Raw genomic sequence first — 23,551 nt, forward strand, 5'->3', positions numbered from 1 at the left:
TGTGGGACAGCATGCGCAGCATTGTTGACCTGGCTTGTGCGACGAAGGAGCGCGGCACAAGCTGCCAATCACCGCAAGTATGAATAATGTAAGCCAGCCCTGAAAAATTACTTCGTCGCCTTATCAATCGCCCGGTTCATGGCTTTCAGGCGCAGATCATCGTCAGCAGCACTGGAAGCTGGAACACTTTTCCCCAGCGCCTGCTCCATGACTTTTTTCTTCATTTCTTCATTTGACGTGGCAGCTGAATTGCCACTGTCTGCGGCTTTGCCTGCCTCATCCTTGGCCATGGCAGTTTTTGGTGGCTCCATGCCTTTGGAGTCATTGAGCCTGATTTTTTTTGTGGTGGGATTGGTGTCCAGGCACAGGGTGTCTGAATAAATGGTTTTACCATCGATGGTGCAACGGCGTACACCTTCAGTTGTAGTGGCTGCCTGGCGCATGCCAGGTCCCTCGCTACTGCCAGTTGGCAAGCCTGTACTGTCTTTGACATCATTACCGATGATAGCTGCTGCCTTGCCCAAACGTGCCCACAAGTCTTGCATGGGCAGATGACCAGTGCGCATGTAATACAGGAAAGTCATGCCCAGCGCGGCCACCAGCATGGAAATGACGGACACCATGACAAGGCTGATTCCAGTTTGTTTATTGAGATTCATGGCAATTCTGAATTATTCATGCGTTGCAGGATCACTTCGCTACGTCTTTGCAAATATCCTGATCCGGGGTTTTTATAGAAATAGCGTGGCTTGGGTAGCATCACCGCCAACCTGGCAGCTTGCGAAGGACCAAGATTGGCAGCGCTGGTGCGGTAATAATGTTGTGCTGCGGCTTCGGCACCAAACACGCCCACACCCCATTCTACGACATTCAGGTAAATTTCCAAGATACGTTGCTTGTCCATGCATTTTTCCAGCATATAGGTGATGATGAGTTCTTCACCCTTGCGGAAGTAACTGCGGTCTGGCGACAGAAACAGGTTTTTGGCTAGCTGCTGAGTAATGGTAGAGCCACCAGAAACAACCTTGCCCTTTTTCTGGTTTTTTTCATACGCAGCCTGCATGGCTTCCCAGTCCACCCCCTCGTGATCAACAAAACCATCATCTTCTGAGGCAATGACGGCGCGCTTGAGGTTATTCGAGATGCGGTTATAGGGTACCCATTTATGCTTGAGCTGGAAGTCAGGTTTCTTTTCTTGCAAGACATCCAGCTGCTGCCGCATGAAACTGGTGGAAGTGGGGTTGTGATCTATCCACCACCAGACATGCGCCAGATAATAGGCTTGCAAAAGCGTGAATAAAAGCAGGGGTACGAGGACCAGCCAGAACAGGATACGGCCAAATAATCTCATGCCTGGCTCGCCATTAATGCAGCACGCATCTCGGCCAGTACCTGTCCTGATGGTGGACGTACACCACGCCACAGGGCAAAGGCTTCTGCCGCCTGTTCCACCAGCATACCCAGGCCATCACGACATTGCGCGCCATGGCTGGCAGCAAGTCGCAAAAATGCAGTCGGTGCTGCGGCATACATCATGTCATAGGCCAGCGTATTTTTATTGAACACTGCCGCAGCCAGAGGTGGCACATCATCATTGATGCTGGCCGACGTGGCATTGATGATGACATCAAAAGACTGTTGCAGGTCTTCAAACCTGCAAGCCAGCAACTCACAATTGTCGCTGAGGCTTTTTGCCTGTTCCTGCAAATCCTGTGCTTTGGCGAGGGTACGATTGGCGATGGTCAGAACAGCAGGCTGTTCTTGCAGCAGCGGCAGCAAGGCACCGCGGGCTGCCCCGCCAGCGCCCAGCAACAGCAGGCGCTTGCCGCGCAGGCTGACACCGGCATTACGTACAATATCAGCCACCAGGCCTATGCCGTCAGTGTTGTCGCCATAGATACTACCGTGTTCAAACTTGAGGGTGTTAACGGCACCGGCAATTTTGGCGCGTTCACTCAATTCAGTGGAGAGCGCAAAAGCTTCCAGCTTGAAAGGCAGGGTTACATTGGCCCCCTTGCCTCCAGCCGCAATGAAGTCATGGACTGCACCGGCAAACCCATCCAGCGGTGCCAGCAGGCGCTGGTAATCCAGTTGCTGGCCTGTCAGTTCAGCAAAGCGGGCATGGATAGCTGGCGACTTGCTATGCGCAATGGGATTGCCTATGACGACATACTGATCTGACTTCAATTTGGGCCCTTGCGTAATTCTGTTTCAAGCTGTTGTTCGCGGGTGAATTTAAAGCGGGCGAACATGATGAAGACTTCATTGCTGTTCGGCCCCAGGCTGGCTTTTGGATAATGTCCAAAAGGCCCGGAACGACGGACGATACGCAGTGCAGCCGCATCCAGTGCCTTGTCGCCGGAAGAGACTTCTATGCGTGGGCCGCCTTCTTTTTCATAGATAGTGCCATCCTGGAAAATAGGAATGGAGATAAACATTTCTCCGTACAGCTTTTTGCCATCTTTTTGCGGGAAGTTCAGCGTGCCGGTATCTTCTATGCGCTTTTGTACGGCCTTGTAATAGATAGCGTGATCAAGACGTTTGGTGCTTGGCGTAATATAGGTTTTGCGCGGACGCTTGTTCTGGTCTTCTATGGTCTGCGAAATTTCTGCAGCCATGCGCGCCAGAGCCTTGGTGGTATCTACACTATCCTCACCTGTCGATGGTCTGGGTTTTTCGTCGGTATTTTTCTTTTCCTGCTTTTGCTGGCGGAAGTCATCCTTGAGTTTGGCCTGGTCTATCAATTGCTTTTGCTGCTCTTCCAGCTCGGCAATTTTACGGGTATTGGTTTGCAGCGCATCACCATCTTCACTGCGCTTCATATCAGGCAAGGGAGACTTGCTGCGACCACTGTCATGTGCACCACCGCCATCCAGGTCGGCCTGTGCCAGCGCCTCAGCGTTCACAGGGCGCTTGGCATGTTTGGAATTGACAAGAATAATTTCAAGATCAGCATCACGCGGTTTGTTTTCCACCGTTTTTGGCATGACAAAATGCACCAGCAAAGCCAGCGCGTGCAAGACCAGTGAAGCTGTGATGGCAACAGTGAAAATCAGCTTTTCATAATTGGCTCTTTCTGTTCGCACTTCAATAGATGTCAGTTTACCGGTACTATTTTTAGCGCTACTACTCATTGCCGTCACTGCAGCAGGTATCGCTGTGGTGACGGATGTAGTAGACGCAGGGGATGCAGCATCACCTGCCTTGGCGGGCTGGCCTTGCTCGCCTGGCAGTTTTTCTTGTTTAACCTGTTTCTCAGGCTTGATTTTTTTATTCTGACTTTTCATTACTAGGCTTGTGGCTGTTCTTCATCTGGAGTGCTGGCAGCATTGTTTGCAATATCGTCTGCTGTCTCCGCTTCTATTACTGTCTCTGCTGCTGTTTCTGTTACCTCTGCAGGCGTAGCCTCTTCTGCACTAAAATCTTCGGCGACTTCTGTACTGGTTTCATCGTCCATTTCTTCTTCATCAAGCTCAGTGACGGTGGACAGCAATTCCAGCAAGCGCGCTTCCACTTCAAGATCAACTTCATCCCAGCGCAAGATATCCAGACGCACCTGAGCGCCACGTGCAGTTTGTGGCATGCCCGGCAAACGGATGATGAGCGGAATATCCACCAGGCGCAAGACTTCATCTTTCAAAACAACAGCTTCGACCTGACGTTTTTCTTCCTGCCCCAGCCAGCGCAGGCACCAGTAACGTTCCATATTGTTCTGGAAATCAGCATAGGCGGCATAGGCTGCATCAAAGCCGGAAACGATGGCGAACAGGTCAGCATCCTTGGGTTTGAAGGTGGCTACCAAAGGTGCCGTAATGCCGTGTTGCACGCATGCGATGATCTGCCATTGATTGACCAGGTCGGTGTAACGGCGCAGCGGTGATGTGCTCCAGGCATATTGATCCACGCCCAGGCCCTGATGCGGTGCTGCATGGGTCAGCATGCGTACCTGCATGCGGGCTGTCCAGCCACCCGGGCCACGACCACCGGCCACGCCCTGGGCACGGTAGATACCGGGAATGCCATGGTCAGCCATGAGCTTGCCCCACGTACTGTTGGCAAAGATCATCAGTTCGGCGACGATCTTGTCCAGCGGCGCGCCACGCTTGCGGCGCACGATGGAAACAACATCATCTTCTACATAGAAATTGAAATCGACGCGGTTATTTTGCTCAGGCTTCATGCCAAAGCTTTCGCGCTTGGCCATGCGGCCCTGTTCCAGCACCAGTGCCCACTTCCACAATTGCGCGATGTCGGCCTTGTGCGGATATTCACCGGCGTCATTGGCCAGGTTATCTTCAGTCACCAGTGCATCGAGGTCATTGTGACGCAGGTTGCTGACCATGGGCACGGCTTCTACCCTGGTCTCAGTGCTGATGACAGACCAGTCCTCAGTATTCAAAGTCGCATACAAAGATACCGCCGGGCGGGTCTGGCCGGCACCCAGGGTATAGGTATTGACAAGTTCATCCGGCAGCATGGTGATCTTGTCGCCAGGCATGTACACGGTGGACATGCGGCCACGTGCCATCTGGTCTATCGCATCACCGCGCTGTATACCCAGGGCTGGTGCGGCAATATGTATGCCGACGCGCAACTGGCCATTGCCGAGGTCGACGACAGAGAAAGCATCATCAATCTCAGTGGTTGTCACATCATCGATGGAGAATGCCTCAACATCAGCCACGGGCAAATCAGTAGGCAAGGCCGGGATAGTAATCGCCGGGAAACCCACACCTTTGGGGAAATGCTCATAATGGAATTTGGCCAGGTGCAAATGCTTGGGGCTGGCAATGCCACCCGCAGCCAGCATCAGGCGTTGCGGCGACATTTGCATGGCGTCGCAGGCTTCTGCCAGGGCTTTGTATTCTATGCTGTTCTTGTCTGGCTTGAACAAGAGTTGCAGGGCCAGCGATTTCATTGTCTCTGGCAGGCGGTTTTGCTTGAGTTCTTCTACATAGCCAGCCTGTATCAGGGCTTGCTGTTTTTTCTTTTCTATACCGGCCAGGGCGGCTTTCAGGGATGCTTCAGGCGCAGCCTTGTAGCGGCCGCGGCCTTTTTTGTAGAAATAGATAGGGGCATTATGCAGGGCATAGATCAGGCCTGCCGCTTCTACCGGTTGCGGCGCATGACCAAAATATTCAGTACCCAGTTCGGCAAAACCAAACTCTTCCTGTCCGGCGACTTCCCACAGAAATTCCAGGTCTATCTCAGCTGCAGCAGCCTTGGCCTGCTCAATCAGACTGGCGGGATCGGGCGAAGCAAATTGCAGCAGCACATCCTTGGCCTTGACCTTGGTGCGCTTGCCACTGGCCATCTCGACCTGATATGCCTCACCAGCATGCGTCATGATGCTGCCTGCCTTGAAATCACCGGATTCTTCGAAAAATAAATTCATTCAATACTTCTTTATGTTTTAAGACCAAAAAGCTCAACACAGAGGCACGGAGACACAGAGAAAGACAGGAGAAAATCCTGGATTTTTGCTACCTCTTTTTTTATTCTCTGTGTCTCTTGGTTGAGATGTTTGTTGTTCTATATTTACTTTGCTTCTATCAGCAAAGTGGAAAATTATTCATATGCCTATTTCATTTCCCTCCCCTTGAAGGGGAAGGGGTTTACACATTGCAGCTTGCGTTTTGGCTGCATCAGTTTGCCACGAACGCCACTGGTGTCACCAGCCCGGTGGATTCCTGCCTTCGCAGGAAAGACGGCTTTGAGAGCGCGGCTTAATTAACACGATACGGCCTCGTTTCTCTCTACGCCCTTTTTGTATTTCTCTGTGCACCTCTGTGTCTCGGTGTCTCTGTGTTGAGAGGTCTTAAGGTCTTAAGGCTTTTCAACAATCCTCAAACCCTCAACCCCAGGCAAAAACACTTCCGTCACCTGCAAACACCCGCCCTTGCGCCAAAACAAAGACCGCCTTGCCAGCATGCTATGCACGCCTGCCAGCTCTGGCTGCCTTACCACGATACGGCGTATCAGCGGGTGACTCTGTCTTAGCCTGGAGTAATGCAACTCGCCACGGCGCACCAGCGGGTCATTGAACAAGGTGCTGCCCAAAGACTTTTCACCCAGCGCATGAAACAGTGGCCATTCATTTGCCGTGGCACTCAGCGGCACTATCGTATGACCATACACCATGGCCTCGCCATCGCATCGCAAAAACACTTCGCGCTCATGCACCTTCATGGCACGCGGTAAACCTATGGCAGCATATTCATCCTGCAGGCACACTGCCTTGTGCTGCGACAAACGCTGTACGCGAAACTGCTGGCACCTGGCCACCAGCCTGGCCGTCAGCGAATCGCGGTTCGTCAGCCAGTCTTCCATGACTGCACTGGTGTGCACGGCATTGACATGCGCATACCATTGCGCGGCCAGCGGACGCTGCATCTGTTTTTTTTCATGCAAAATCGCTGCTTCCAAATCAGGCCCTGCCATCTGCAAAGGCCATCACCTGATCCAGGTAATCAGCAAATTCTGCTATGCCATGATCACTGCCTTCAATCACAACTTGCTTGGCGCGCGGATAGTGGGCCACCATTTCGCGCCAGTCCAGTACTTCATCACCGGTAGCGGCAATCAAAAAATAACGTTCAGGCTGGCTAATCTTTTCTACGGCCAGTGCGCGCAGTTCAGCCATGTATTCTGCCTTGAATTCAAAGACGCGGTCGCTATGGTAATAAGTCGTTACACCTACATAGCTTTCCAGATCACGCGGCGGCTTGACGGCGGGGTTCAGCAAGATCGCTTTGCAGCCATATTTTTCTGCCAGCCAGGTCGCATAATAGCCACCCAGGGATGAACCTATGATGCAGATATCTTCTGCCTTGTGTCCCGCCAGCAAAGCCTCGGCCTGCTGTATTGCCAGCGCTGGCGATGGCGACAGGTCGGGGCAGGCTATTTCATCGCTGCGACCCAGCTTCGCCATATGCACCAGCATGCAGCGTGCCTTGTAGGAGTCTGGCGATGAACGAAAGCCGTGCAGGTAGAGGATCATGCTGCAATCGCCTGTTTGTCTGTTTGCGGGGCACGGCCTTGCAAAGCATCCAGCAATTTTTGGTGGACACCTCCAAAACCGCCATTACTCATGATGAGTACATGGTCACCTGCCCGGGCTTTGCTGACGATGTCCTGCACCAGTTCATCGATCTTGTGATGACAGACAACTTTGTCACCTAAGGGTGCCAGAGCTTCAGCCAGATCCCAGCCCAGCGCGGACTTGCCTTCGGTTTCACCAAAGGCAAAGACCAGGTCAGCATGCTCCAGACTTCCGGGCAAGGCTTGTTTCATGGTGCCCAGTTTCATGGTATTCGAGCGAGGTTCCAGCACAGCGAGGATGCGCGCATCGCCCACCTTGCGGCGCAAACCTGCAACCGTGGTGGCAACAGCAGTAGGATGATGGGCAAAATCGTCAATGACGGTGACACCACCGGTAACGCCACGCACTTCCATACGGCGTTTGACGCTGACAAACTGGGCCAGCGCTTCAATCGCGATTTCTGGGGTGACGCCAACATGGCGGGCAGCGGCAATCGCGGCCAGGGCATTCTGACGATTATGCTCACCATTCAAATTCCACTGCACCTTGCCTTGCAACTGGTCATTGAAATACACATCAAAATCTTCGCCGTCTTGCATGACCAGACGCCAGGCCTGATCATTACCAAAGAATTCTTTTTCGCTCCAGCAGCCACGCTTGAGCACACGTTCCAGCGAGGCATTGTTGCCATTCACAATCAAACGGCCTACGCCAGGCACGGTACGCACCAGATGGTGGAACTGGGTTTCGATTGCGGCCACATCAGGAAAGATGTCGGCATGGTCATATTCAAGATTGTTCAGCACGGCAGTCTTGGCATGGTAATGCAAGAACTTGCTGCGCTTGTCGAAGAAAGCGGTATCGTATTCGTCTGCCTCGATGACAAAGAAGTCAGAAGAATGGCTGCCCCATAAACGGGCAGAGATGCCAAAGTTCAGCGGTACGCCACCGATCAGGAAACCAGGTGCATAGCCTGCATATTCCAGAATCCAGGCCAGCATGGCCGATGTAGTGGTCTTGCCATGCGTGCCAGCGACAGCGAGTACCCACTTGTCACGCAAGATATGCTCACCCATCCATTGCGGGCCAGATACATACGGCAAGCCACGGTTGAGGATTTCTTCCATCAGGGGGTTACCACGGGTGACAACATTGCCAATAACATATAAATCCGGTTCCAGCGCTATCTGCTCGGCCCCATAGCCCGGAGTCAGGCTGATGCCCTGGGATTCGAGCTGGGTGCTCATGGGCGGATAGACATTGGCATCACAGCCCGTCACGGTATGACCTGCTTCTTTTGCCAACACGGCGAGGCCACCCATGAAAGTGCCGCAGATACCTAATATATGAATATGCATAATTGAACCAAATTCCAGAATCCCGCAATTCTACCTGAGAGAAGCCATGTTCTTGTCACCACTCGTAACAGAAGCTGAAAACCTATGAATACCTAGGCAAAAAACCTGCATTTCCCTATGTTAAGAGGTCTTGTTTTTGGATTTACCCAAGGTTTCAGTTATGATTACCCCATGATGATCCATACACCTAATGAAGCAGAGAGCCTGCGGGCTGAGATTGCTGCGCTGGCGGCGCGTATGATAGCCGAGGATGGGGCTGACTATGCCTCGGCCAAGCGCAAGGCGGCCAAGCAGTTGCTGGGCAACCATAAAGTCAAGGGTGATGTCTTGCCTGACAATGCGCAAATCGAGCAGGAAGTGCGCGAATACAATGAATTATTCTTTGGCGATACCCAGCCACAGCGTTTATTACACTTGCGACAACTCGCACTCGAAATCATGGACGAGCTGGAGCGCTACAGCCCCTACATCGTAGGCGCCGTGCTCAATGGCACGGCAGGCAATCATTCTGATATTCACCTGCATTTATTTGCCGACAATACCAAGGATGTTGCTATTTACTTATTAAACAAGGATGTGCAGTTTGAAGTCTCGGAAAGTTTCAATAACCGCAATGAAAGTATAGAAACCCTGAGTTTCATGTACAAGAACGAAGGCGTGCATCTGGTTTTGCAAGATCAGGATGCCATACGCAGCGGCCATGGCAAGAGTACAGAGCGCGCCAATGCAGCAGGCTTGCGAGCGATACTGGCAGAAGCTGACACTGAGTAAAAGCTTGCCTGGCCATCCAAATGCCAGGCGTGATCACCTGAGCAGGGCGACTATAGAAAAAGTCGGCAATGTTGTCGTTGCCTGCGGCATTTTTCGTAAATAGCGACCTGATCTTGCCATCACCCTACTCAATTTATCTCTCTACTTCTGCGCCACCGCTGCCGCTACCAGCCTGAATCGGGCGATACGCTCATCGGTAGCCGGATGACTGGACGCGTAAGCATAGACGTTACGCAACCATTTTGGCGTCGCCTCGACTCCGGAGCGTTTGCGACTATTGCTCATGCTTTCCAGCACATTGGCCAGATGCTTGGGCGAAATACCATTTTGCATAAGGGCAGTAATAGCGTAAGTGTCGGCCTCAACTTCCATATTCCGGCTATATTCCTGCCCTATCAGACCTACCGGTGCAAGTGCTACGACTGAGTTGAAATCGCCAAACATACTGCCGAGGGCAACTGTCAACAAGCCTTTATGCACCAGGCGGCGCATGGCATGGTGGTTTTGTATATGCCCGATTTCATGTGCCAATACACCTGATAATTCGTCTGCCAGCGCATTTGTCAGCTCATTGCCACTATTGCCGACGATGAGTGTCACCAACTGATCTGTAATGACGACGGTTCCACCTGGCAGGGCAAAGGCATTTGCGCCTATACCTGGCGCATTGCGCACTTCGAGATGAATAGGCACGTATGAATCCTTGGGCTGCAGGCGGCGAAATAATTGCTCGGCCTGCGCGATTGTACGGTCATCAAGCTCGCTCGGTTTCAGCATGACCTGATCGAGAAAATTGATGATTTCACTACCAAGGGCACGCTCATAACTGACAGGAATAAGCGTGGCGATCTTGTCTGCCAATACCGGTACACCCCATTTATACCCGGAGAAAAAGATACCGGCCATGACGATAATGGCCAGCAAGGCTGCCTGCCATTTGTGCTGCCAGCGCTCTATGGTGGATGGCGTATAGCCAAGATGAGCCAGCAGGCTTTGCTTGTCGGCCTGGGCATGAATTTCACAATGGCTGCCATCTGCGAAATTCAAGATGCAGGGCGCATCCTGGAAAGGTTCTTCCAGTTGCAACTGGTTTTTATCTATCTGACGCTCTATGCCCTCACCTGCCAGACTGATACCACCAGCCTGGAAATGCAGAATGACCTTGTGCAGCAAAGCCTGGCGATGATCAAAATAATGTGCTTGTATCATAAATGCTTTCTACCAGGACAAATCAAAACCAAACAAGTCTGCACTACTGTCACCACTGGCCTGGCCAAACTGCCCTGACTTTCCTGCCTGCGTAGTTTGTGCATGCTGGGTTGCCAGCAGTTGCTCAAGGCTGGCAGCTTTCACGCTGACATGCTGCAAACGGAAACGGTAGACATTCACCACGGCAAAGGGCCGGTATAAGCCCACAGTCAGCAGCGTCAGGAACAGGTTTTTCATTTGCAAAAAATAATAGGCTTTGTACGGCAGATGCGACTCTATCTCTATGCCGGGAAACCGGGTGGCATTCCAGGACTTGTTCCAGATTTTGACCTGCAATAGTGTGCTGCCGCTGAGGAAGATGGCATACGCCAGCAAAACGACCAGAAACCCCACAGGCACCAGTAGCCAGCCATAAGTTTCGATAAAAACCTTATAGTTTTCAAGCGCATGATGTTTGAATGAGGCAAAGAAAATTGCACCGCCCATACCAATCACCATGACAAAGATCAGCAGGCTCAGGCCTATGATGAAGTAAGACAGGAAAAAAGATCCGCTGGTGAGACTGCAACTACTACTCAATTGTGCAAATGCCAGCCCTTTATGTTGGTACATACGCATACGCGCATGCAACCAGGGCCAGCTTAAATAAGGGATAAATGCGAAAGCCAGAATGCCAGGTTTATGGGGCATCAGGACACCAAGCAAACCTGGCAATAACACTACCAGGCCAAGCGGCAAGTAGGTCGCATAAGCACCAGCAAGCGAGCCATGAAATTGACAGCGCAGGCCCATATAACTGGTATTGCGCAAACGAAAACGCAGAGCACTGCGCATCATCCAGGGCACACCCAGCATGAAAATGACAAACAGGCTGAGGGCCAGCGTTTTTGAAAACGTGAACAGGTAGTGATAGCAAAACAGGAGTATGACTGCGATCACCCTGCCACGGAAGATGATATTGGGATCGCCATGAAAATTGAAGCTTGCTGCATTCAACTGGGTATTGCGGTCAAAATACTTGAGCCGCCGCACTTTGGCCCAGGCAGTATAAATACCCAGGGTCGCCAGACTCAGACAGAGATTGACGATCCAGATACGAAAGTACTCCTTGCCAGTGCCTGTAAATGAGGGCTGATATTGAGTCAGTTGCTCCTGCGCAGGCGCAGCATTTGAATCTGCACTTGTTACTGCGACTTCCCGATCTGGAATAGTACTTACTGGCAAAGTGTCTGCCCCATCTGGCCACGCATCCGCCGCCCCTGTTTGTATTTGCATGCCTGAAATCTTTATGGTCTTTTATCTGAAGGTCTTTTTAACTGTTGAGCTCTGCACCAGGCAGCGACAAGGAAAATAACATAAGACCAATAAGTTTGTAAAATTTTGTTACAAACTTGAGGGCGGGCTGTTGTTTTAACAAGGACAGCATGCCATCTTCATCTGGCACACTACTAAATAGCAGCCAGGCCTGGCTGGCTTTGTGATTTTGGATTGCAGGGAAAAAAGGAAAGACTATCTTCCATTGATAATAGTCAATTCAGACGAATCAAAGCCGCAAATGATTTACTGCGGTTCTAATCAGGCAAAAGCCGGATAATTCAAGCAGTACAAGTCAGGGATAAAACACGCCAACATGAAAACCTGCCGCTTTGAGTGCAGGCAATTCAAAATACAGTTTGATGTTTTGTTCGCCACCTGCGGCGAAGCCTTTTTCCAGCTTGTCCTTTTCGGTCAGATAATCAGCGGGAGTGAAGGCGCGTTGCAACAGAGGCTTGTCTTTGATGTCGTTCAAGACCAGCTCGATATTGGGCCAGGTCTGTGGCACATCGCTCTGGTTTTGTATTTGCATGACCAGCATGAAGACATTGCGCTCTGGTGCCAGATTTTGCAATTCATTGGAATCGACGACAATCTTTTCTATCTGTGCCGGTAAAGTCACCTGGCATTTCAGATAGGTACACGCCTCCAGCAACCAGGGCTTGGTTTGCGGCAGTCTGACTGCCAGCTGGTTACGCAGGATATAGGCAGACTGGCCCAGCAATAAAGGTATCAGCAAGATGATCATCAGCGCCAGCATGATATTGGCCATGCGTTTGCGACCACGCTGTTTTTCTGCCTGAATGACAAAATTGGGTTTTTCCTGTTCTGCTTCCGGATCGCTGCTGGAATCTTCACTGATGGCAGCCTGTCTGGCCAGAGCAGCTTCGGCATCTCCCAGATACGGCTCCTTGCCTGTATCTTCTTCTACTGCATCATTGAGTGAGACTGCGTCACCAGGTTCAGCAAGATCGCCATGGTCTTTGTGACGCCAGACTTTGTTGATGCTGTTGGGCGACAGCATTTCAGTGGCAGCAAACTCATTTGGCTTGTCATTTGTGCTGGCGACTTTTTCGCTCTGCTCTTCTGGCACTTCACTCACTGACCAGTCGGCAGTTGGCGGGTCCATCAGGGCGGCACGGGTTTCCAGCTCCATGCGGGCAATATCAGTGTCATGCACTTCTTCCACTGGCAACAAGAAGCCACCGTCACCCAGATCAAAATCGAGTGCCGATGACGTACTCAGCGTGGGTTCTTGTCTGGGAACGGCATCAGCTTTGTTGACTACGGGCTTGGCTACGGCAGATGGTTCTGCCATTGCTGTTACCGGCTTCACCAATTGTGGAGCTGCAATTGTACTGGCAACGGGCACAGGTGCTGCCGGTATTGGCTGAGGTGCCTGGGCTGCTGCCTTGACATCCCTGGGCATGTCAAAAGTTTCTGCCTCAAATTCCAGTTCTGCCTTGCTGATGGCGGCCAGCACTTCAGTAGCCGGCCTGGCAGTAGCACTGAATGGCTTGCCGACTGGTGCAGGCCTCTCTGGTGGTACCAGACTGTCTGGCAAGCTCGCGTCGTCTTCCGGCAGCGCTTCTGGCGGAAAAAAGCGGCCAGCCGGGGCAACAGGAGATGGCGGGACAATACGCGTCTGCTCGAAATCAGGTTCTGGTTCTATTAAGGACGCCAGGTATTCTTCTGGTACTGCTTTGGCTTCCGCTTTATTTTCTGCTGCAACAACGCTGGCAGTTTCAGGGACGACAGGTTTTGCTGCTGGCGTTGGCACTGCTGCACTGACTTGCGGCTTGGCTGGTGTGACAGGTTTAACACTGGCCGCAGCATTCAGGGCAGCGGCGGCAGGTGATGCAGCCGTCGCGTTAGTGGCTACTGAGGTGGCCACTGAGGTGGCTGCTGAAGTTGCCGCTGCAGCAGTTACGGCATTCGTGGCATTCGTGGCAGTTGGCGCACTTGCTGGCCTGGCAGGCGCAGTGGCAGATACTGGCGCAGGTGCAGGCTTCTGCCCCTCGCCTGGCAACAGGTTTTCTACAGCATTAAAGGTTTGCTGACATGAGCCACAACGCACCAGGCCCGCATGCAGCTTCAACTGATCATTGGCTACCTTGAAGGCAGTCTGACAGTGGGGGCAGCGGGTCGCCAGTGCCATAGTCGCCTCAGTTACTCAAAGAGCCTGACAACGCGACCCAGCCTTCATGCTCAGCCCAGACGGTGAGCTTGATGAAAGGCGCATACGCTTCTGCCACTTCTTCAGCCTGCCTTGCCAGCACGCCTGAAAGTATCAGCGAACCACCAGGGGCCACACGGCCTGCCAGCATTGGTGCCATCAACTTTAATGGACTGGACAGGATATTTGCCACGACCACATCAAATTTCTGGGTGGCTGGATGGGCAGCACCAAAGCCTTCCGGCAGCGCATATTCAATCTGGCAGTTATTGCGCTCAGCATTGAAATTGGCAGACTCAATTGCTTGCGGGTCGATATCCACACCAATGACACTGGCCGCACCGAGTTTGCTGGCGACCATGGCCAGGATGCCGGAACCACAACCATAATCCAGAACGGACAAGTCTTTGGGCGCATGTGCCTCCAGCCATTCCATGCACAGCTTGGTGGTCGGATGGCTACCAGTACCAAAGGCCAGACCAGGATCAAGCTCCAGGATCAGGGCATCAGGATCAGGCGCATCATGCCAGCTAGGCACGACCCAGATATTCTTGCCTATATGGATAGGGGCAAACTGCGATTGCGTCAGGCGCACCCAGTCTTGCTCTTCCACATTGCGGGTGATATAGGCTGGCACGACAGTCAGGCCGATGGCGGTGGCAGCTTCGGCCACCAGCTCAGCATGATCGGCGTCGATATCGGCAAGCGCAACGACGCGGCTGCGGTCCCAGGCGGCTTCATCAGGCTCCATGCCTGGCTCACCAAACAGCGGGCGCTCAGCATCCGTACCTTCATCGGCATCTTCCACAGACACCGACAAGGCACCCACATCCATCAAAGCGTCCGACAAAGCCTCAGCCTGCTCACGCGCTACTTCTATGACTATTTCTATCCAGCCCATATTGCTACTTTCTTACGTTCTATATACAGCGTTATTACTTCCAGAAACTTCAAGACCCAAAGACTCACCACCGAGTAAGCACAGCGGAAATCAAGATAGGCTACTCAACATTGACGTCAACAGTACAACTCGACAACGCATCTTTGCGGCATTTCACTTATTTAATGCATTAAAACTTTTCAATAGCAAAAAGCTTACCACAGAGGCTCCATAACAAAACCAAAAGCACAGGGAAAAACTTATGTTTTCTCTGTGCTTCTTTTTCAACTTCGTAGGTTGGGCTACGGTTTACCAGCCCAACACTGTGCCTTCGATTAAGGTTTACACAGAATCGGATGCTGATTGTTGGGCTGGTGATGCGTAGCCCAACCTACATTGTAGAGAGGACTCCAAGGTTTTCCTCTGTGTCTCTGAGTCTCTGTGTTGAGAGGTCTTAAGGTCTTCAGCTCTTACTTACTTTTCTTCGACAACTCCGGCATATCCGCTAACTTGTGTTCCAAATAATGAATATTCGTACCACCTTCAATAAACCGTGCATCTATCATCAGCTCGCGGTGCAGCGGGATGTTGGTTTGTATGCCTTCGACCACCATCTCTGACAAGGCGATCTGCATGCGGCGGATAGCCTGTTCACGGGTTTCACCATAGGCGATAACCTTGCCTATCATGGAGTCATAATTCGGCGGCACGAAATAACCGGCATAAGCATGCGAATCTACACGTATGCCTGGGCCACCCGGTGTATGCCAAGATGTGATGCGACCTGGCGAAGGAGTGAACTTGAACGGGTCTTCCGCATTGATACGGCACTCAATGGCATGGCCCTTGAGCATGATATCGGTTTGCTTGAAACGCAGTTTTTCATTGAAAGCGATGCGTATCTGTTCCTGCACGATATCCACACCAGTGATCATTTCGGTCACCGGATGTTCAACTTGCACGCGGGTATTCATTTCGATGAAATAGAATTCACCGTTTTCGTACAAGAATTCAAAGGTACCTGCACCACGATAGCCTATCTTGCGGCAGGCGGCGGCACAACGGTCACCAATTTTTTCTATGGTCTTGCGCGGGATACCAGGTGCAGGTGCTTCTTCAACAACTTTCTGATGGCGGCGCTGCATGGAGCAATCGCGTTCGCCCAGCCAGATGGCATTGCCGTGCTGGTCAGCCAGGATCTGGATTTCCACGTGACGCGGGTTTTCCAGAAACTTTTCCATATACACTTCAGGATTACCAAAGGCGGCACCGGCTTCTGACTTGGTCATGGTGACCGCATTCAGCAGGGCAGCTTCAGTATGCACTACACGCATACCGCGACCACCACCACCGCCAGCGGCCTTGATGATGACAGGGTAACCAACCTTGCGGGCAGTTTGCACGATGACTTTAGGGTCGTCTGGCAATGCACCTTCAGAGCCTGGCACGCATGGCACACCAGCTTTGATCATGGCATGCTTGGCCGAAACCTTGTCACCCATCATGCGGATGGATTCAGCACGCGGGCCGATGAAGACAAAACCGGATTGTTCTACACGTTCGGCAAAATCGGCATTTTCAGACAAAAAACCGTAGCCTGGATGGATAGCCTGGGCATCAGTCACTTCAGCGGCGCTGATGATGGCTGGCATGCTCAGGTAACTTAAATTCGATGGTGCCGGGCCTATGCAAACAGATTCGTCAGCCAGCTTGACATATTTTGCTTCGCGGTCGGCTTCAGAATGCACGACCACGGTTTTGATACCCATCTCGCGGCAGGCGCGCTGTATTCGTAGCGCGATTTCACCACGATTGGCGATAAGAATTTTTTCAAACATGATTTAACTTTGCGGTGGCAATGGTTGCAATTGCGTGAGCAGAAAACCCTGTCCGGTATGATTGCCCTCAACACGGGCAAAGCGGCAGTCAGTTCGCGCACGCGCGCCTGGATCAGCCAATCACGAACAGCGGCTGGCCGTATTCTACAGGCTGACCATTTTCAACCAGAATCTGTTTGATGGTACCGCTGAAATCGCTTTCGATTTCATTCAGCAATTTCATTGCTTCAATAATGCAGAGGGTGTCGCCAGCATTGACGCTCTTGCCGATATCAGCAAAAGGAGCAGCACCAGGGGATGAGGAGCGGTAGAAAGTACCAACCATAGGGGACTTAACAATATGACCATCTGGCACGACAGGGGCTGCTGCCACTGGTGCGGCTGCGGCGACTGGTGCTGCAGCAGGCATCATTTGCTGATGCTGGGGTTGTTGCATCATGACTACCTGGTTTTGCGGCATCGCAGAAGATTTGACGATGCGAACTTTGCCTTCACCTTCAGTTACTTCAAGTTCAGCGATATCTGATTCTGCTACAAGGTCAATCAGGGTCTTGAGTTTTCTTAAATCCATGTGGAATCCCCTTGAAAAAAGTGGTTCTGAATTAATTGGGACGCGCAATACTGAGCAGGACAACAGCCCGGGAATCGCCGCCGAAGTTTGGATTATATACGAAATAAACTGAAATTATCAGCAAATTACGCGAAGATAAGAGAATTTAAATATTTTTTAATGAAAAGTCAATCGCCAGGCGGTAACCTTCAGTGCCGAGGCCGCAAATAACCCCTTTGGCAATGGCAGACAAGTATGAATGATGTCTGAACGCTTCTCTTTGATGTACATTCGATATATGTACTTCAATAAACGGAATTGCCACCCCAGCCAGGGCATCCCGCAAAGCAACGCTGGTATGTGTCAGGCCACCAGGGTTGATGATAATAGCATCGACTTGCTCATTACGGGCAGCATGGATGCGGTCTATCAATGCACCTTCATGATTACTTTGAAAAAATGACAATTCTGCGCCAGCAGCTTTTGCCTGTTCCTGCGCTGCACTTTCGATCTCAGCCAGAGTCGTAGCACCATAAGTAGCGGGCTCACGCGTACCTAACAAGTTCAGATTGGGGCCATTCAGCAGCAACAGTTTGCGCGCCATAGTCACATTCAATTTCACGAAGATGGCCGCATTTTGCCGCTAATCGAAGCAGATTGGCAAGGAAAAACGAAGCGACTTCTACTTTTCCAAAGAAAATTTGGTGATATCGGCGCGTAATTCTTCCATCTTCAGGCGACCAAGGTAAGATTTCAACACCCTGCCGTCAGGGCTGATCAAAATAGTAAATGGCAAACCACCACCAGCATTTCCTAACTGCCGCGATAATTCAGAACCTTCCATGCCGGCGGCAAACAATGGATAACTGATTTGATATTTTTTTGCAAATTCAGCAATATTGGCCGGACTGTCAATACCTGGCCCTAAAATTTGCACAGACTTGCCCTTGAACTCTTGTTGCAATGCAGATAACTCTGGCATTTCCTGCACGCAAGGCGCACACCATGTTGCCCAAAAATTAACTACCAGCAACTTGCCCTGCCATTGCGCCAGCGTCTGGCTCTTGCCCTCGCTATCCTTGAACTGCTGGGCCATCAACTGTGCCACAGCCTTGTCTGCAGGCGGCTTGGGCGTCATCTGGCGGTTACCTACATAGATACCCAAACCGGCAAACGCCACGCCCAGCACCAGCGCCAGGGCAATAAACTTCTTGTTCATAGAATATGACTCACATAAAACCGCCATCACGGCCCAAGGCGAGGATATTAGCCTAGCTGGGGGATTTATGCTGAAATGCCTGCGCGTGATGCTGGATTTCAGGTATGTCATTGGTATTTTGGTATTATTCTCCGCTTTCACCTGCTGACCAATGTGAACCAATGCAACTATGGCCAGCAAGATATGCCGCAACCACCCTCTGGATAGCTTTAAATGAATACAATTTGCCGTGACGCCATTGCCTGCATCAACTTGCCCGCTAGCGGTGAAGCCAGTGCCGTAAGTAATATTTCAGAGGATCAGCAGGTTTATCACCATGCTTCCGGTGCCGGACTGGGCCTGGACATCGTTTATGTCCATATAAAAGACGGCCAAGAAGGCGGCCACTTCACCCATGTCAAAAAGCAGGATGTGCAACAGGCAGGCTATACAGCAAAAGATCTCTATCTTTCCGGCCTGCAGAATTTATGGAAAAAATCTGTTGCTCATTTAAAGATGCACAAGCACGGCCCCTTGCGCACCATCACCACGGATGGTTATTTTGAAGCCAGCCTGCTGCTGATCAGTGAATTGTGGGACAAGCGGTTGGCCTCGCTGGCCGAGAATGGCTTCATGGTCGCCATCCCCAGCCGCAATACACTGGCATTTTGCGACAGCAAGTCTGAAGAAGGGATACAGGCTCTCAAAGATCTGATCAGGCACACTCATGAGAGTGCAGAGCATTTGCTGACTACCTCACTCTATCAGCGTCAGGAAGGTAAATGGACAGAGATCAAGACGGACATCAGTGACACCAGAGCCGAAACCCTGGAACAAGCCCATGCCCGCTTGCATGAAGGCATGCTGGCCAATGCAGAAGTATTGCGCAATATCGCCAGAGAGCATTTCCAGATAGAGATAGACTATGACATCGGCGGTGTACGCTGGGTCAATCAGTTTCTGGAAAACACCTACAAAAACGGTTCCACGCAAGACCACAAGAATATCATCCTCTTCGCTGGCGCCTTTGTTGGCCAGTGCATAGTGCGCAGCATAGGCGGCAAATGGGACTGGCATGGTGATGACTACGTGATTCGCACCGCGGATGACAAACTCTTCTCTCCCTGCAGCAAAGTAGCAAAACAACTGGCATGTGGCCAGGATGGTGAAGATTCAGTGCTGGGCCTGTATAAAGTCATCAAGGACATGTATCCACCCAGCCTCAGCAAGGCACAGCGATTATTGCAGACACTTTACAAACGACATGCCGATTATCAGTTTTATATAGCAAGTGTGCTCGACCAGCGCTTGCAATGGCTACGCGTCACTAAAATGGATGGCAATCTGGTGCATGTCCAGCGCCCGACTGAAGGAAAGGAAGAGAACGACGCGGCTACGCCAGCTACCACCTGTTTTTACCTGCACCAGATGCACAGTTATTATGTGCTGTCGCCTACTGGCACTCTCATGCTTGCCGAAGGCATCAGCGAATCACTTGCCAGTCTGCTGCCCGACGATGTCAGGAAAAACATTGCAGCAAACAAAATCATCAGGACCACATACCGCGATGCCGAGCTGCGGCAAGAGCAATCTATTGCGACTATCCGCTTGCAAAAATATCAGGGTGACAGTGACGCTGACGATGTCTATGTGATCAGTCTGAAGAATATCGCTAGCGAAAAAATCAGGATACAGCAATTCGCCCATTTTCATTTTGAAGATGATTACTGGCTGCTCAGTACGCCATTGCAAACCTATTATCCATACACTGAATTTATGGACTGGTTTGAGCTGAACTCGACATGGATAAAGCCAGGGCAGGAAGTCACAGCCCTGGGCAGGCTGGGCCCAGCACATAAGCTGTGGGCCTTCATGGGCGAAACAGAAAGTGCCGTGCCGTTTACTACCAGCCTGGTCGTGCCTGAAGTAACTGTATCTACCAATAAACGGCAATCGGATGCAAAACGCCGTAGCAGTCAGTATTACACTGCTGGCAGACCAGCGGATACAGAAATGAGCCGCATACTCGCCGAATTACAGCTCAACTTCAGTCGCAACCGCAGTGGCATGGACGCGGAAATCCTCGACAGGATTGCGGCAGGCAGACCAGACTGGATGGACAATAATGAACCCTTGCTGGAAATCATACGCCAGCAAAGGCGCCTGATGACAGAAGGCCGCATTGTCTGGGCTGCACTGGTGCAGGCGAATAACCTCTTGTTTGAAGAGGGAGAACATGATCATCCAGCCATGCTGGTATTTAGCGAAGACGCCTATTTCGAGAGCCGCCCTCATGAGTTGCGCGCGATCGCCGACAAAATCTATCAATTGAAAAGCACCGAGCCCGAAGACCCGGAAGAAAAACTGGTAGCAGCCAGCGTGACGAATGAAATGAACCGTAACATGGGCTGGAAACTGCCGGATCTGCTCACTGACAAAAATGTCAGAGCAGCCGCTTTTATGGTGTTTCGCAAGCATATTCCGAATGGCATCCTGAACGCTGCCGTGTTCCCTGTTCTTGTTCACCCGGCTACCGATGCAGTCATGATAGTCCCGGTCGCATTCTGGCCAGTGTCACTGACGACGATGTGGAGGCAGGGCAAACTGATCTATTAAAAGCCTGCTTCAATTAACGGGCAGAATCCGCTTGATGCAAACCACGGAAACGGCTTCTGCCCCCTGATTTACTTCTTAGGCTTCCATGTCCATGAGGAAGATGGCAGCACTCCAGTTCCCTGCATCCATGCCTTGCAGTGCTTTGCGTAACTGCCCCTCAAGCATAGTACTGGCTGCGGGGTCAGCCGATGCATCCCGTAATTGCTGAACTGACATGCGCTCTGCCTGGCTTTCTTGCAAGAACTTGCTTGACTCTGCAGACGGCAAGAGGGTTTCCAGCATCTCTTGCTCAGCCATGATACCCAGAAAGAGCCTGACCACTTCCCTGCTGCTCAACTTGTCCTTGCAATCTTCCCAGATTGCCAGCTCCAGCCATTCAATGACGGCCTGCCCCAATTGAATTATCTTGAGTCCTGCCAGACTGGCAGGCCACAATTTCTCGTCAAAGTATCTGAGCAATAATGTCAGGCCCAGAGGTGTCAGCCCCTGGTAGTGCATGTCCTGACGATAGATCCTGGCAGCATCGAACGCATTTGCATAGTCAAAAAATTCTTGCATGGCCTGTGCATCGAGAGTCACACGCGCTGCACTTGGCTCAGACAAATAACTGGCATCCATGGAAGACAGACTCAGTTCATCCAATGCCGCGGGTGCAGCACGCTTGGACAATTTCCCAGGCATCGACCTTGTACGGAACATATCAGGCGCAGAGATACTTGGCATCGCCAGTGCTGGTACTGGTGCGCATGGAGGGCACGCAGCCGCCGCAACAGTCACCGCGCCTCCAGCAGCCACTGCCCCCATGCCACCCCAGCCTGCAGGCAACATATGCGCCACTTCCATCAATGCAGGCATATCCAGCGGCTTGTCTGCTTCTGCCCGTTCTTCCACGATAAGGAAGCTGGTTTCTTTGGAAATCAATTGATATTGCACTGCCAGTTCCTGCACGACTGCTGCTTGCTCAGGCACTGCCTGCATGCTGGACAAATAAGTCGCCGCAGCCACACGTGACAGGCTGGTTTCTGACTGCATGGTCTGACTCAATTCCAGGTGGCCTATCTCGGTTTCTTCAGGCTGATCCGGCATGCGCGCAAACAACTTCATCGTTCCAGAAGGTTTTGATGGCAAGAGATAAAACATGTTCAGGGTTTCACCTTTGAACACACTTGCAGGCAAAGCTGTGGACCACAGCGGCGGGCTGGCAAAGCCAGTATCGATGCGGATATCCTGCCAGACTGGCGAACGCAATTTCATGAACATGCGCAAGATGGCAGGCACCACATCCTCACCCGGGGCCACATATTCACAAGAGCCGCCGCTGGCCCTGGCCAGGCGCTCCAGATGCACTTCTGCCGGACTGGAGCCTATGCCTACGATAAACACCCTTTGCCCGGCAGCGCGTGCGCTGTCTATCAAGCTATCAACGCTATCGATTTCACCGTCAGTAATCATCAGCACGTCACTGCGCCCGCTACTCTGTATGGCAAAGGTGGATTCCAGCGCCAGTGCCATTTCTGTACCACCGAGGCTGGCATCGAGTTCCTCTATCCAGCGCAAGGCCGCGGCCTTGCTGGGTTTGGCAAATTTCCACATCGCCGGTGAACGATGCTGGACTTCGCTGCCAAAGCGAGACAGGGAGATATGGTCGCCTGTATTCAATTGCTCAACAATTTCTTTCAGTGCAGTACGTGCCGCCTTGATACTGTCGCCATTCATGGAGCCAGAACAATCAACCAGCAATTTCACCGCCAGCTCACTCATGTTTTCAGCCGCAATTTGCGGGCAAAAACTGGCCAGCAAAGCGACATGTTCAGGCTGATGAAAATCAGGCCCCAGCACGCTGAATGCCTGCTGCTTGAACTGGTCTATGCACAGTAAAAAATCACGATCCAGATTGCCCTTGCGCGACAAACTGACGATCACGCTGCCATCTCTGGGCATGACGCTGATGGCATGGCTGGGCGAGGCGATACGCGCGCCCACCAGCTCCCCTGCCATTTTCAGTGTGATATCGAAGGGATACTCGACTCTCACATCATGCTTGGGTGCAGTCAGGCGCTCAAACAGATTTTGCTTCCTGCTCGTAATCGCCTCCGTCATTTCATAGCGCGGCGCAATCACGGTAGGCACACAGATGCGCAGAGCGTTCAAGCCCTCCATCTCGGAAAAACGCAGACTTTGTGCATAACTCATCGTCAGCGTACAAGCTTCACCAGGGGCCAGATTACCTATACTGAGGCTAAAACTTCGGTCGCCATTTTCTTGCAACATGAAAGCCGTATTGCCTTCAGAGATGGCTTCTTCATAATCGACTTCTGCCTTTTTCCTCGGCACGACAGCACCGGATAATTTCTTGCCATCCAGCTCGACTTCTATATCCAGCAAGACTGCATCAATAGGCAGGGGAAAGGTGTACAAGACCTCGGCATGTTCTTTGTCCGAGGGATTGATAAAGCTTTGTGTGAGCTGCATTTCCAGCAGCATGCCCTGAATGACACCCGTCGCACTTACTTTGGTCAAGGCCATTGCCTGACCCAGACTGGATTGTATTGTTGCTGTGTTTTGATCGAACATAGTTATCCTCCTCCATTGAACCAGC

The 23,551-nt window shown here is 51.7% G+C and carries 19 protein-coding genes; 2 read left to right on the forward strand and 17 right to left on the reverse strand.

The window, feature by feature from the left end; translation table 11 throughout:
* Window positions 1-107: 107 nt before the first annotated feature.
* The 8 genes from DFR42_RS13030 to mpl all read right to left on the reverse strand — a co-directional run bounded on the left by DFR42_RS13030 (window position 108) and on the right by mpl (window position 8,400).
* Complete coding sequence (locus DFR42_RS13030) at window positions 108-659, reverse strand: hypothetical protein (protein ID WP_110255395.1); 552 nt, start codon at window positions 657-659, stop codon at window positions 108-110.
* The gene (gene mtgA / locus DFR42_RS13035) at window positions 656-1,351 is read right to left on the reverse strand and encodes a monofunctional biosynthetic peptidoglycan transglycosylase (protein ID WP_110255396.1); all 696 of its coding nucleotides are present in this window, start codon (window positions 1,349-1,351) and stop codon (window positions 656-658) included. Before mtgA ends, DFR42_RS13030 begins: the two co-directional genes overlap by 4 nt.
* Window positions 1,348-2,187, reverse strand: coding sequence for a shikimate dehydrogenase (gene aroE, locus DFR42_RS13040; RefSeq protein ID WP_110255397.1), 840 nt, complete (start codon window positions 2,185-2,187; stop codon window positions 1,348-1,350). Before aroE ends, mtgA begins: the two co-directional genes overlap by 4 nt.
* Window positions 2,184-3,287 carry a TonB C-terminal domain-containing protein gene (locus DFR42_RS13045; RefSeq protein WP_342766845.1) on the reverse strand — a complete coding sequence of 368 codons (1,104 nt, stop codon included), beginning with the start codon at window positions 3,285-3,287 and terminating at the stop codon, window positions 2,184-2,186. The genes aroE and DFR42_RS13045 overlap by 4 nt, the downstream gene beginning before the upstream one ends.
* Window positions 3,288-3,289: 2 nt before the next feature.
* Entirely contained in the window at window positions 3,290-5,395 is a 2,106-nt protein-coding gene (locus DFR42_RS13050; RefSeq protein ID WP_110255398.1) for a ribonuclease catalytic domain-containing protein, read from the reverse strand.
* 431 nt (window positions 5,396-5,826) lie between these two features.
* Window positions 5,827-6,441: a chorismate--pyruvate lyase family protein gene (locus tag DFR42_RS13055; protein WP_245936949.1), complete on the reverse strand. Its 615-nt coding sequence runs from the start codon at window positions 6,439-6,441 to the stop codon at window positions 5,827-5,829.
* The gene (locus tag DFR42_RS13060; RefSeq protein WP_110255399.1) at window positions 6,428-7,000 is read right to left on the reverse strand and encodes a YqiA/YcfP family alpha/beta fold hydrolase; all 573 of its coding nucleotides are present in this window, start codon (window positions 6,998-7,000) and stop codon (window positions 6,428-6,430) included. The genes DFR42_RS13055 and DFR42_RS13060 overlap by 14 nt, the downstream gene beginning before the upstream one ends.
* Complete coding sequence (gene mpl / locus DFR42_RS13065; RefSeq protein ID WP_110255400.1) at window positions 6,997-8,400, reverse strand: UDP-N-acetylmuramate:L-alanyl-gamma-D-glutamyl-meso-diaminopimelate ligase; 1,404 nt, start codon at window positions 8,398-8,400, stop codon at window positions 6,997-6,999. Before mpl ends, DFR42_RS13060 begins: the two co-directional genes overlap by 4 nt.
* A gap of 171 nt (window positions 8,401-8,571) precedes the next feature.
* Here mpl and DFR42_RS13070 point away from each other — a divergent pair, with 171 nt between their 5' ends.
* Complete coding sequence (locus tag DFR42_RS13070) at window positions 8,572-9,171, forward strand: hypothetical protein (protein WP_110255401.1); 600 nt, start codon at window positions 8,572-8,574, stop codon at window positions 9,169-9,171.
* Between the two features lie 141 nt (window positions 9,172-9,312).
* Here DFR42_RS13070 and DFR42_RS13075 read toward each other — a convergent pair whose 3' ends face one another.
* The 8 genes from DFR42_RS13075 to DFR42_RS13110 form a co-directional block, all read right to left on the reverse strand.
* Window positions 9,313-10,380: a M48 family metallopeptidase gene (locus DFR42_RS13075; RefSeq protein WP_110255402.1), complete on the reverse strand. Its 1,068-nt coding sequence runs from the start codon at window positions 10,378-10,380 to the stop codon at window positions 9,313-9,315.
* A gap of 9 nt (window positions 10,381-10,389) precedes the next feature.
* Window positions 10,390-11,655: a YjgN family protein gene (locus tag DFR42_RS13080; RefSeq protein WP_110255403.1), complete on the reverse strand. Its 1,266-nt coding sequence runs from the start codon at window positions 11,653-11,655 to the stop codon at window positions 10,390-10,392.
* Window positions 11,656-11,989: 334 nt separating this feature from the next.
* On the reverse strand, window positions 11,990-13,852 hold the full coding sequence (locus DFR42_RS13085; RefSeq protein WP_110255404.1) for a DUF3426 domain-containing protein: 1,863 nt from the start codon (window positions 13,850-13,852) through the stop codon (window positions 11,990-11,992).
* Window positions 13,853-13,859: 7 nt separating this feature from the next.
* Window positions 13,860-14,771, reverse strand: coding sequence for a 50S ribosomal protein L11 methyltransferase (prmA, locus tag DFR42_RS13090; protein ID WP_110255405.1), 912 nt, complete (start codon window positions 14,769-14,771; stop codon window positions 13,860-13,862).
* Between the two features lie 449 nt (window positions 14,772-15,220).
* The gene (gene accC, locus DFR42_RS13095) at window positions 15,221-16,588 is read right to left on the reverse strand and encodes an acetyl-CoA carboxylase biotin carboxylase subunit (protein ID WP_110255406.1); all 1,368 of its coding nucleotides are present in this window, start codon (window positions 16,586-16,588) and stop codon (window positions 15,221-15,223) included.
* A 112-nt stretch (window positions 16,589-16,700) separates the two neighbouring features.
* Window positions 16,701-17,159, reverse strand: coding sequence for an acetyl-CoA carboxylase biotin carboxyl carrier protein (gene accB, locus DFR42_RS13100; protein ID WP_110255407.1), 459 nt, complete (start codon window positions 17,157-17,159; stop codon window positions 16,701-16,703).
* 145 nt (window positions 17,160-17,304) lie between these two features.
* Entirely contained in the window at window positions 17,305-17,742 is a 438-nt protein-coding gene (gene aroQ, locus DFR42_RS13105) for a type II 3-dehydroquinate dehydratase (protein WP_110255408.1), read from the reverse strand.
* A 78-nt stretch (window positions 17,743-17,820) separates the two neighbouring features.
* Window positions 17,821-18,357 (reverse strand): TlpA disulfide reductase family protein, encoded by a 537-nt coding sequence (locus DFR42_RS13110; protein WP_110255409.1) that lies wholly within the window; start codon window positions 18,355-18,357, stop codon window positions 17,821-17,823.
* A 213-nt stretch (window positions 18,358-18,570) separates the two neighbouring features.
* Between DFR42_RS13110 and DFR42_RS13115 the strand changes: the two genes are divergently transcribed.
* A complete protein-coding gene (locus tag DFR42_RS13115) occupies window positions 18,571-20,952 on the forward strand; it encodes a DUF1444 domain-containing protein (protein WP_110255410.1) in 2,382 nt (793 codons plus the stop codon).
* Window positions 20,953-21,027: 75 nt separating this feature from the next.
* On the opposite strand, the gene DFR42_RS13120 is transcribed toward DFR42_RS13115, so the two are convergent.
* Window positions 21,028-23,526: a VIT and vWA domain-containing protein gene (locus tag DFR42_RS13120; RefSeq protein WP_110255411.1), complete on the reverse strand. Its 2,499-nt coding sequence runs from the start codon at window positions 23,524-23,526 to the stop codon at window positions 21,028-21,030.
* Window positions 23,527-23,551: the final 25 nt, after the last annotated feature.

Origin of the sequence: Undibacterium pigrum, assembly GCF_003201815.1 — a bacterium.
Lineage (GTDB): Bacteria > Pseudomonadota > Gammaproteobacteria > Burkholderiales > Burkholderiaceae_D > Undibacterium > Undibacterium pigrum.

Coding starts and splice junctions, on each gene's coding strand:
- accB (WP_110255407.1), bottom strand. CDS start 17,159: ATGGATTTAAGAAAACTCAAGACCCTGATTGACCTTGTAGCAGAATCA.
- DFR42_RS13070 (WP_110255401.1), top strand. CDS start 8,572: ATGATGATCCATACACCTAATGAAGCAGAGAGCCTGCGGGCTGAGATT.
- prmA (WP_110255405.1), bottom strand. CDS start 14,771: ATGGGCTGGATAGAAATAGTCATAGAAGTAGCGCGTGAGCAGGCTGAG.
- DFR42_RS13050 (WP_110255398.1), bottom strand. CDS start 5,395: ATGAATTTATTTTTCGAAGAATCCGGTGATTTCAAGGCAGGCAGCATC.
- DFR42_RS13030 (WP_110255395.1), bottom strand. CDS start 659: ATGAATCTCAATAAACAAACTGGAATCAGCCTTGTCATGGTGTCCGTC.
- DFR42_RS13085 (WP_110255404.1), bottom strand. CDS start 13,852: ATGGCACTGGCGACCCGCTGCCCCCACTGTCAGACTGCCTTCAAGGTA.
- mpl (WP_110255400.1), bottom strand. CDS start 8,400: ATGCATATTCATATATTAGGTATCTGCGGCACTTTCATGGGTGGCCTC.
- DFR42_RS13055 (WP_245936949.1), bottom strand. CDS start 6,441: ATGGCAGGGCCTGATTTGGAAGCAGCGATTTTGCATGAAAAAAAACAG.
- DFR42_RS13110 (WP_110255409.1), bottom strand. CDS start 18,357: ATGAACAAGAAGTTTATTGCCCTGGCGCTGGTGCTGGGCGTGGCGTTT.
- DFR42_RS13075 (WP_110255402.1), bottom strand. CDS start 10,380: ATGATACAAGCACATTATTTTGATCATCGCCAGGCTTTGCTGCACAAG.
- DFR42_RS13060 (WP_110255399.1), bottom strand. CDS start 7,000: ATGATCCTCTACCTGCACGGCTTTCGTTCATCGCCAGACTCCTACAAG.
- mtgA (WP_110255396.1), bottom strand. CDS start 1,351: ATGAGATTATTTGGCCGTATCCTGTTCTGGCTGGTCCTCGTACCCCTG.
- DFR42_RS13045 (WP_342766845.1), bottom strand. CDS start 3,287: ATGAAAAGTCAGAATAAAAAAATCAAGCCTGAGAAACAGGTTAAACAA.
- DFR42_RS13120 (WP_110255411.1), bottom strand. CDS start 23,526: ATGTTCGATCAAAACACAGCAACAATACAATCCAGTCTGGGTCAGGCA.
- aroQ (WP_110255408.1), bottom strand. CDS start 17,742: ATGGCGCGCAAACTGTTGCTGCTGAATGGCCCCAATCTGAACTTGTTA.
- accC (WP_110255406.1), bottom strand. CDS start 16,588: ATGTTTGAAAAAATTCTTATCGCCAATCGTGGTGAAATCGCGCTACGA.
- DFR42_RS13115 (WP_110255410.1), top strand. CDS start 18,571: ATGAATACAATTTGCCGTGACGCCATTGCCTGCATCAACTTGCCCGCT.
- DFR42_RS13080 (WP_110255403.1), bottom strand. CDS start 11,655: ATGCAAATACAAACAGGGGCGGCGGATGCGTGGCCAGATGGGGCAGAC.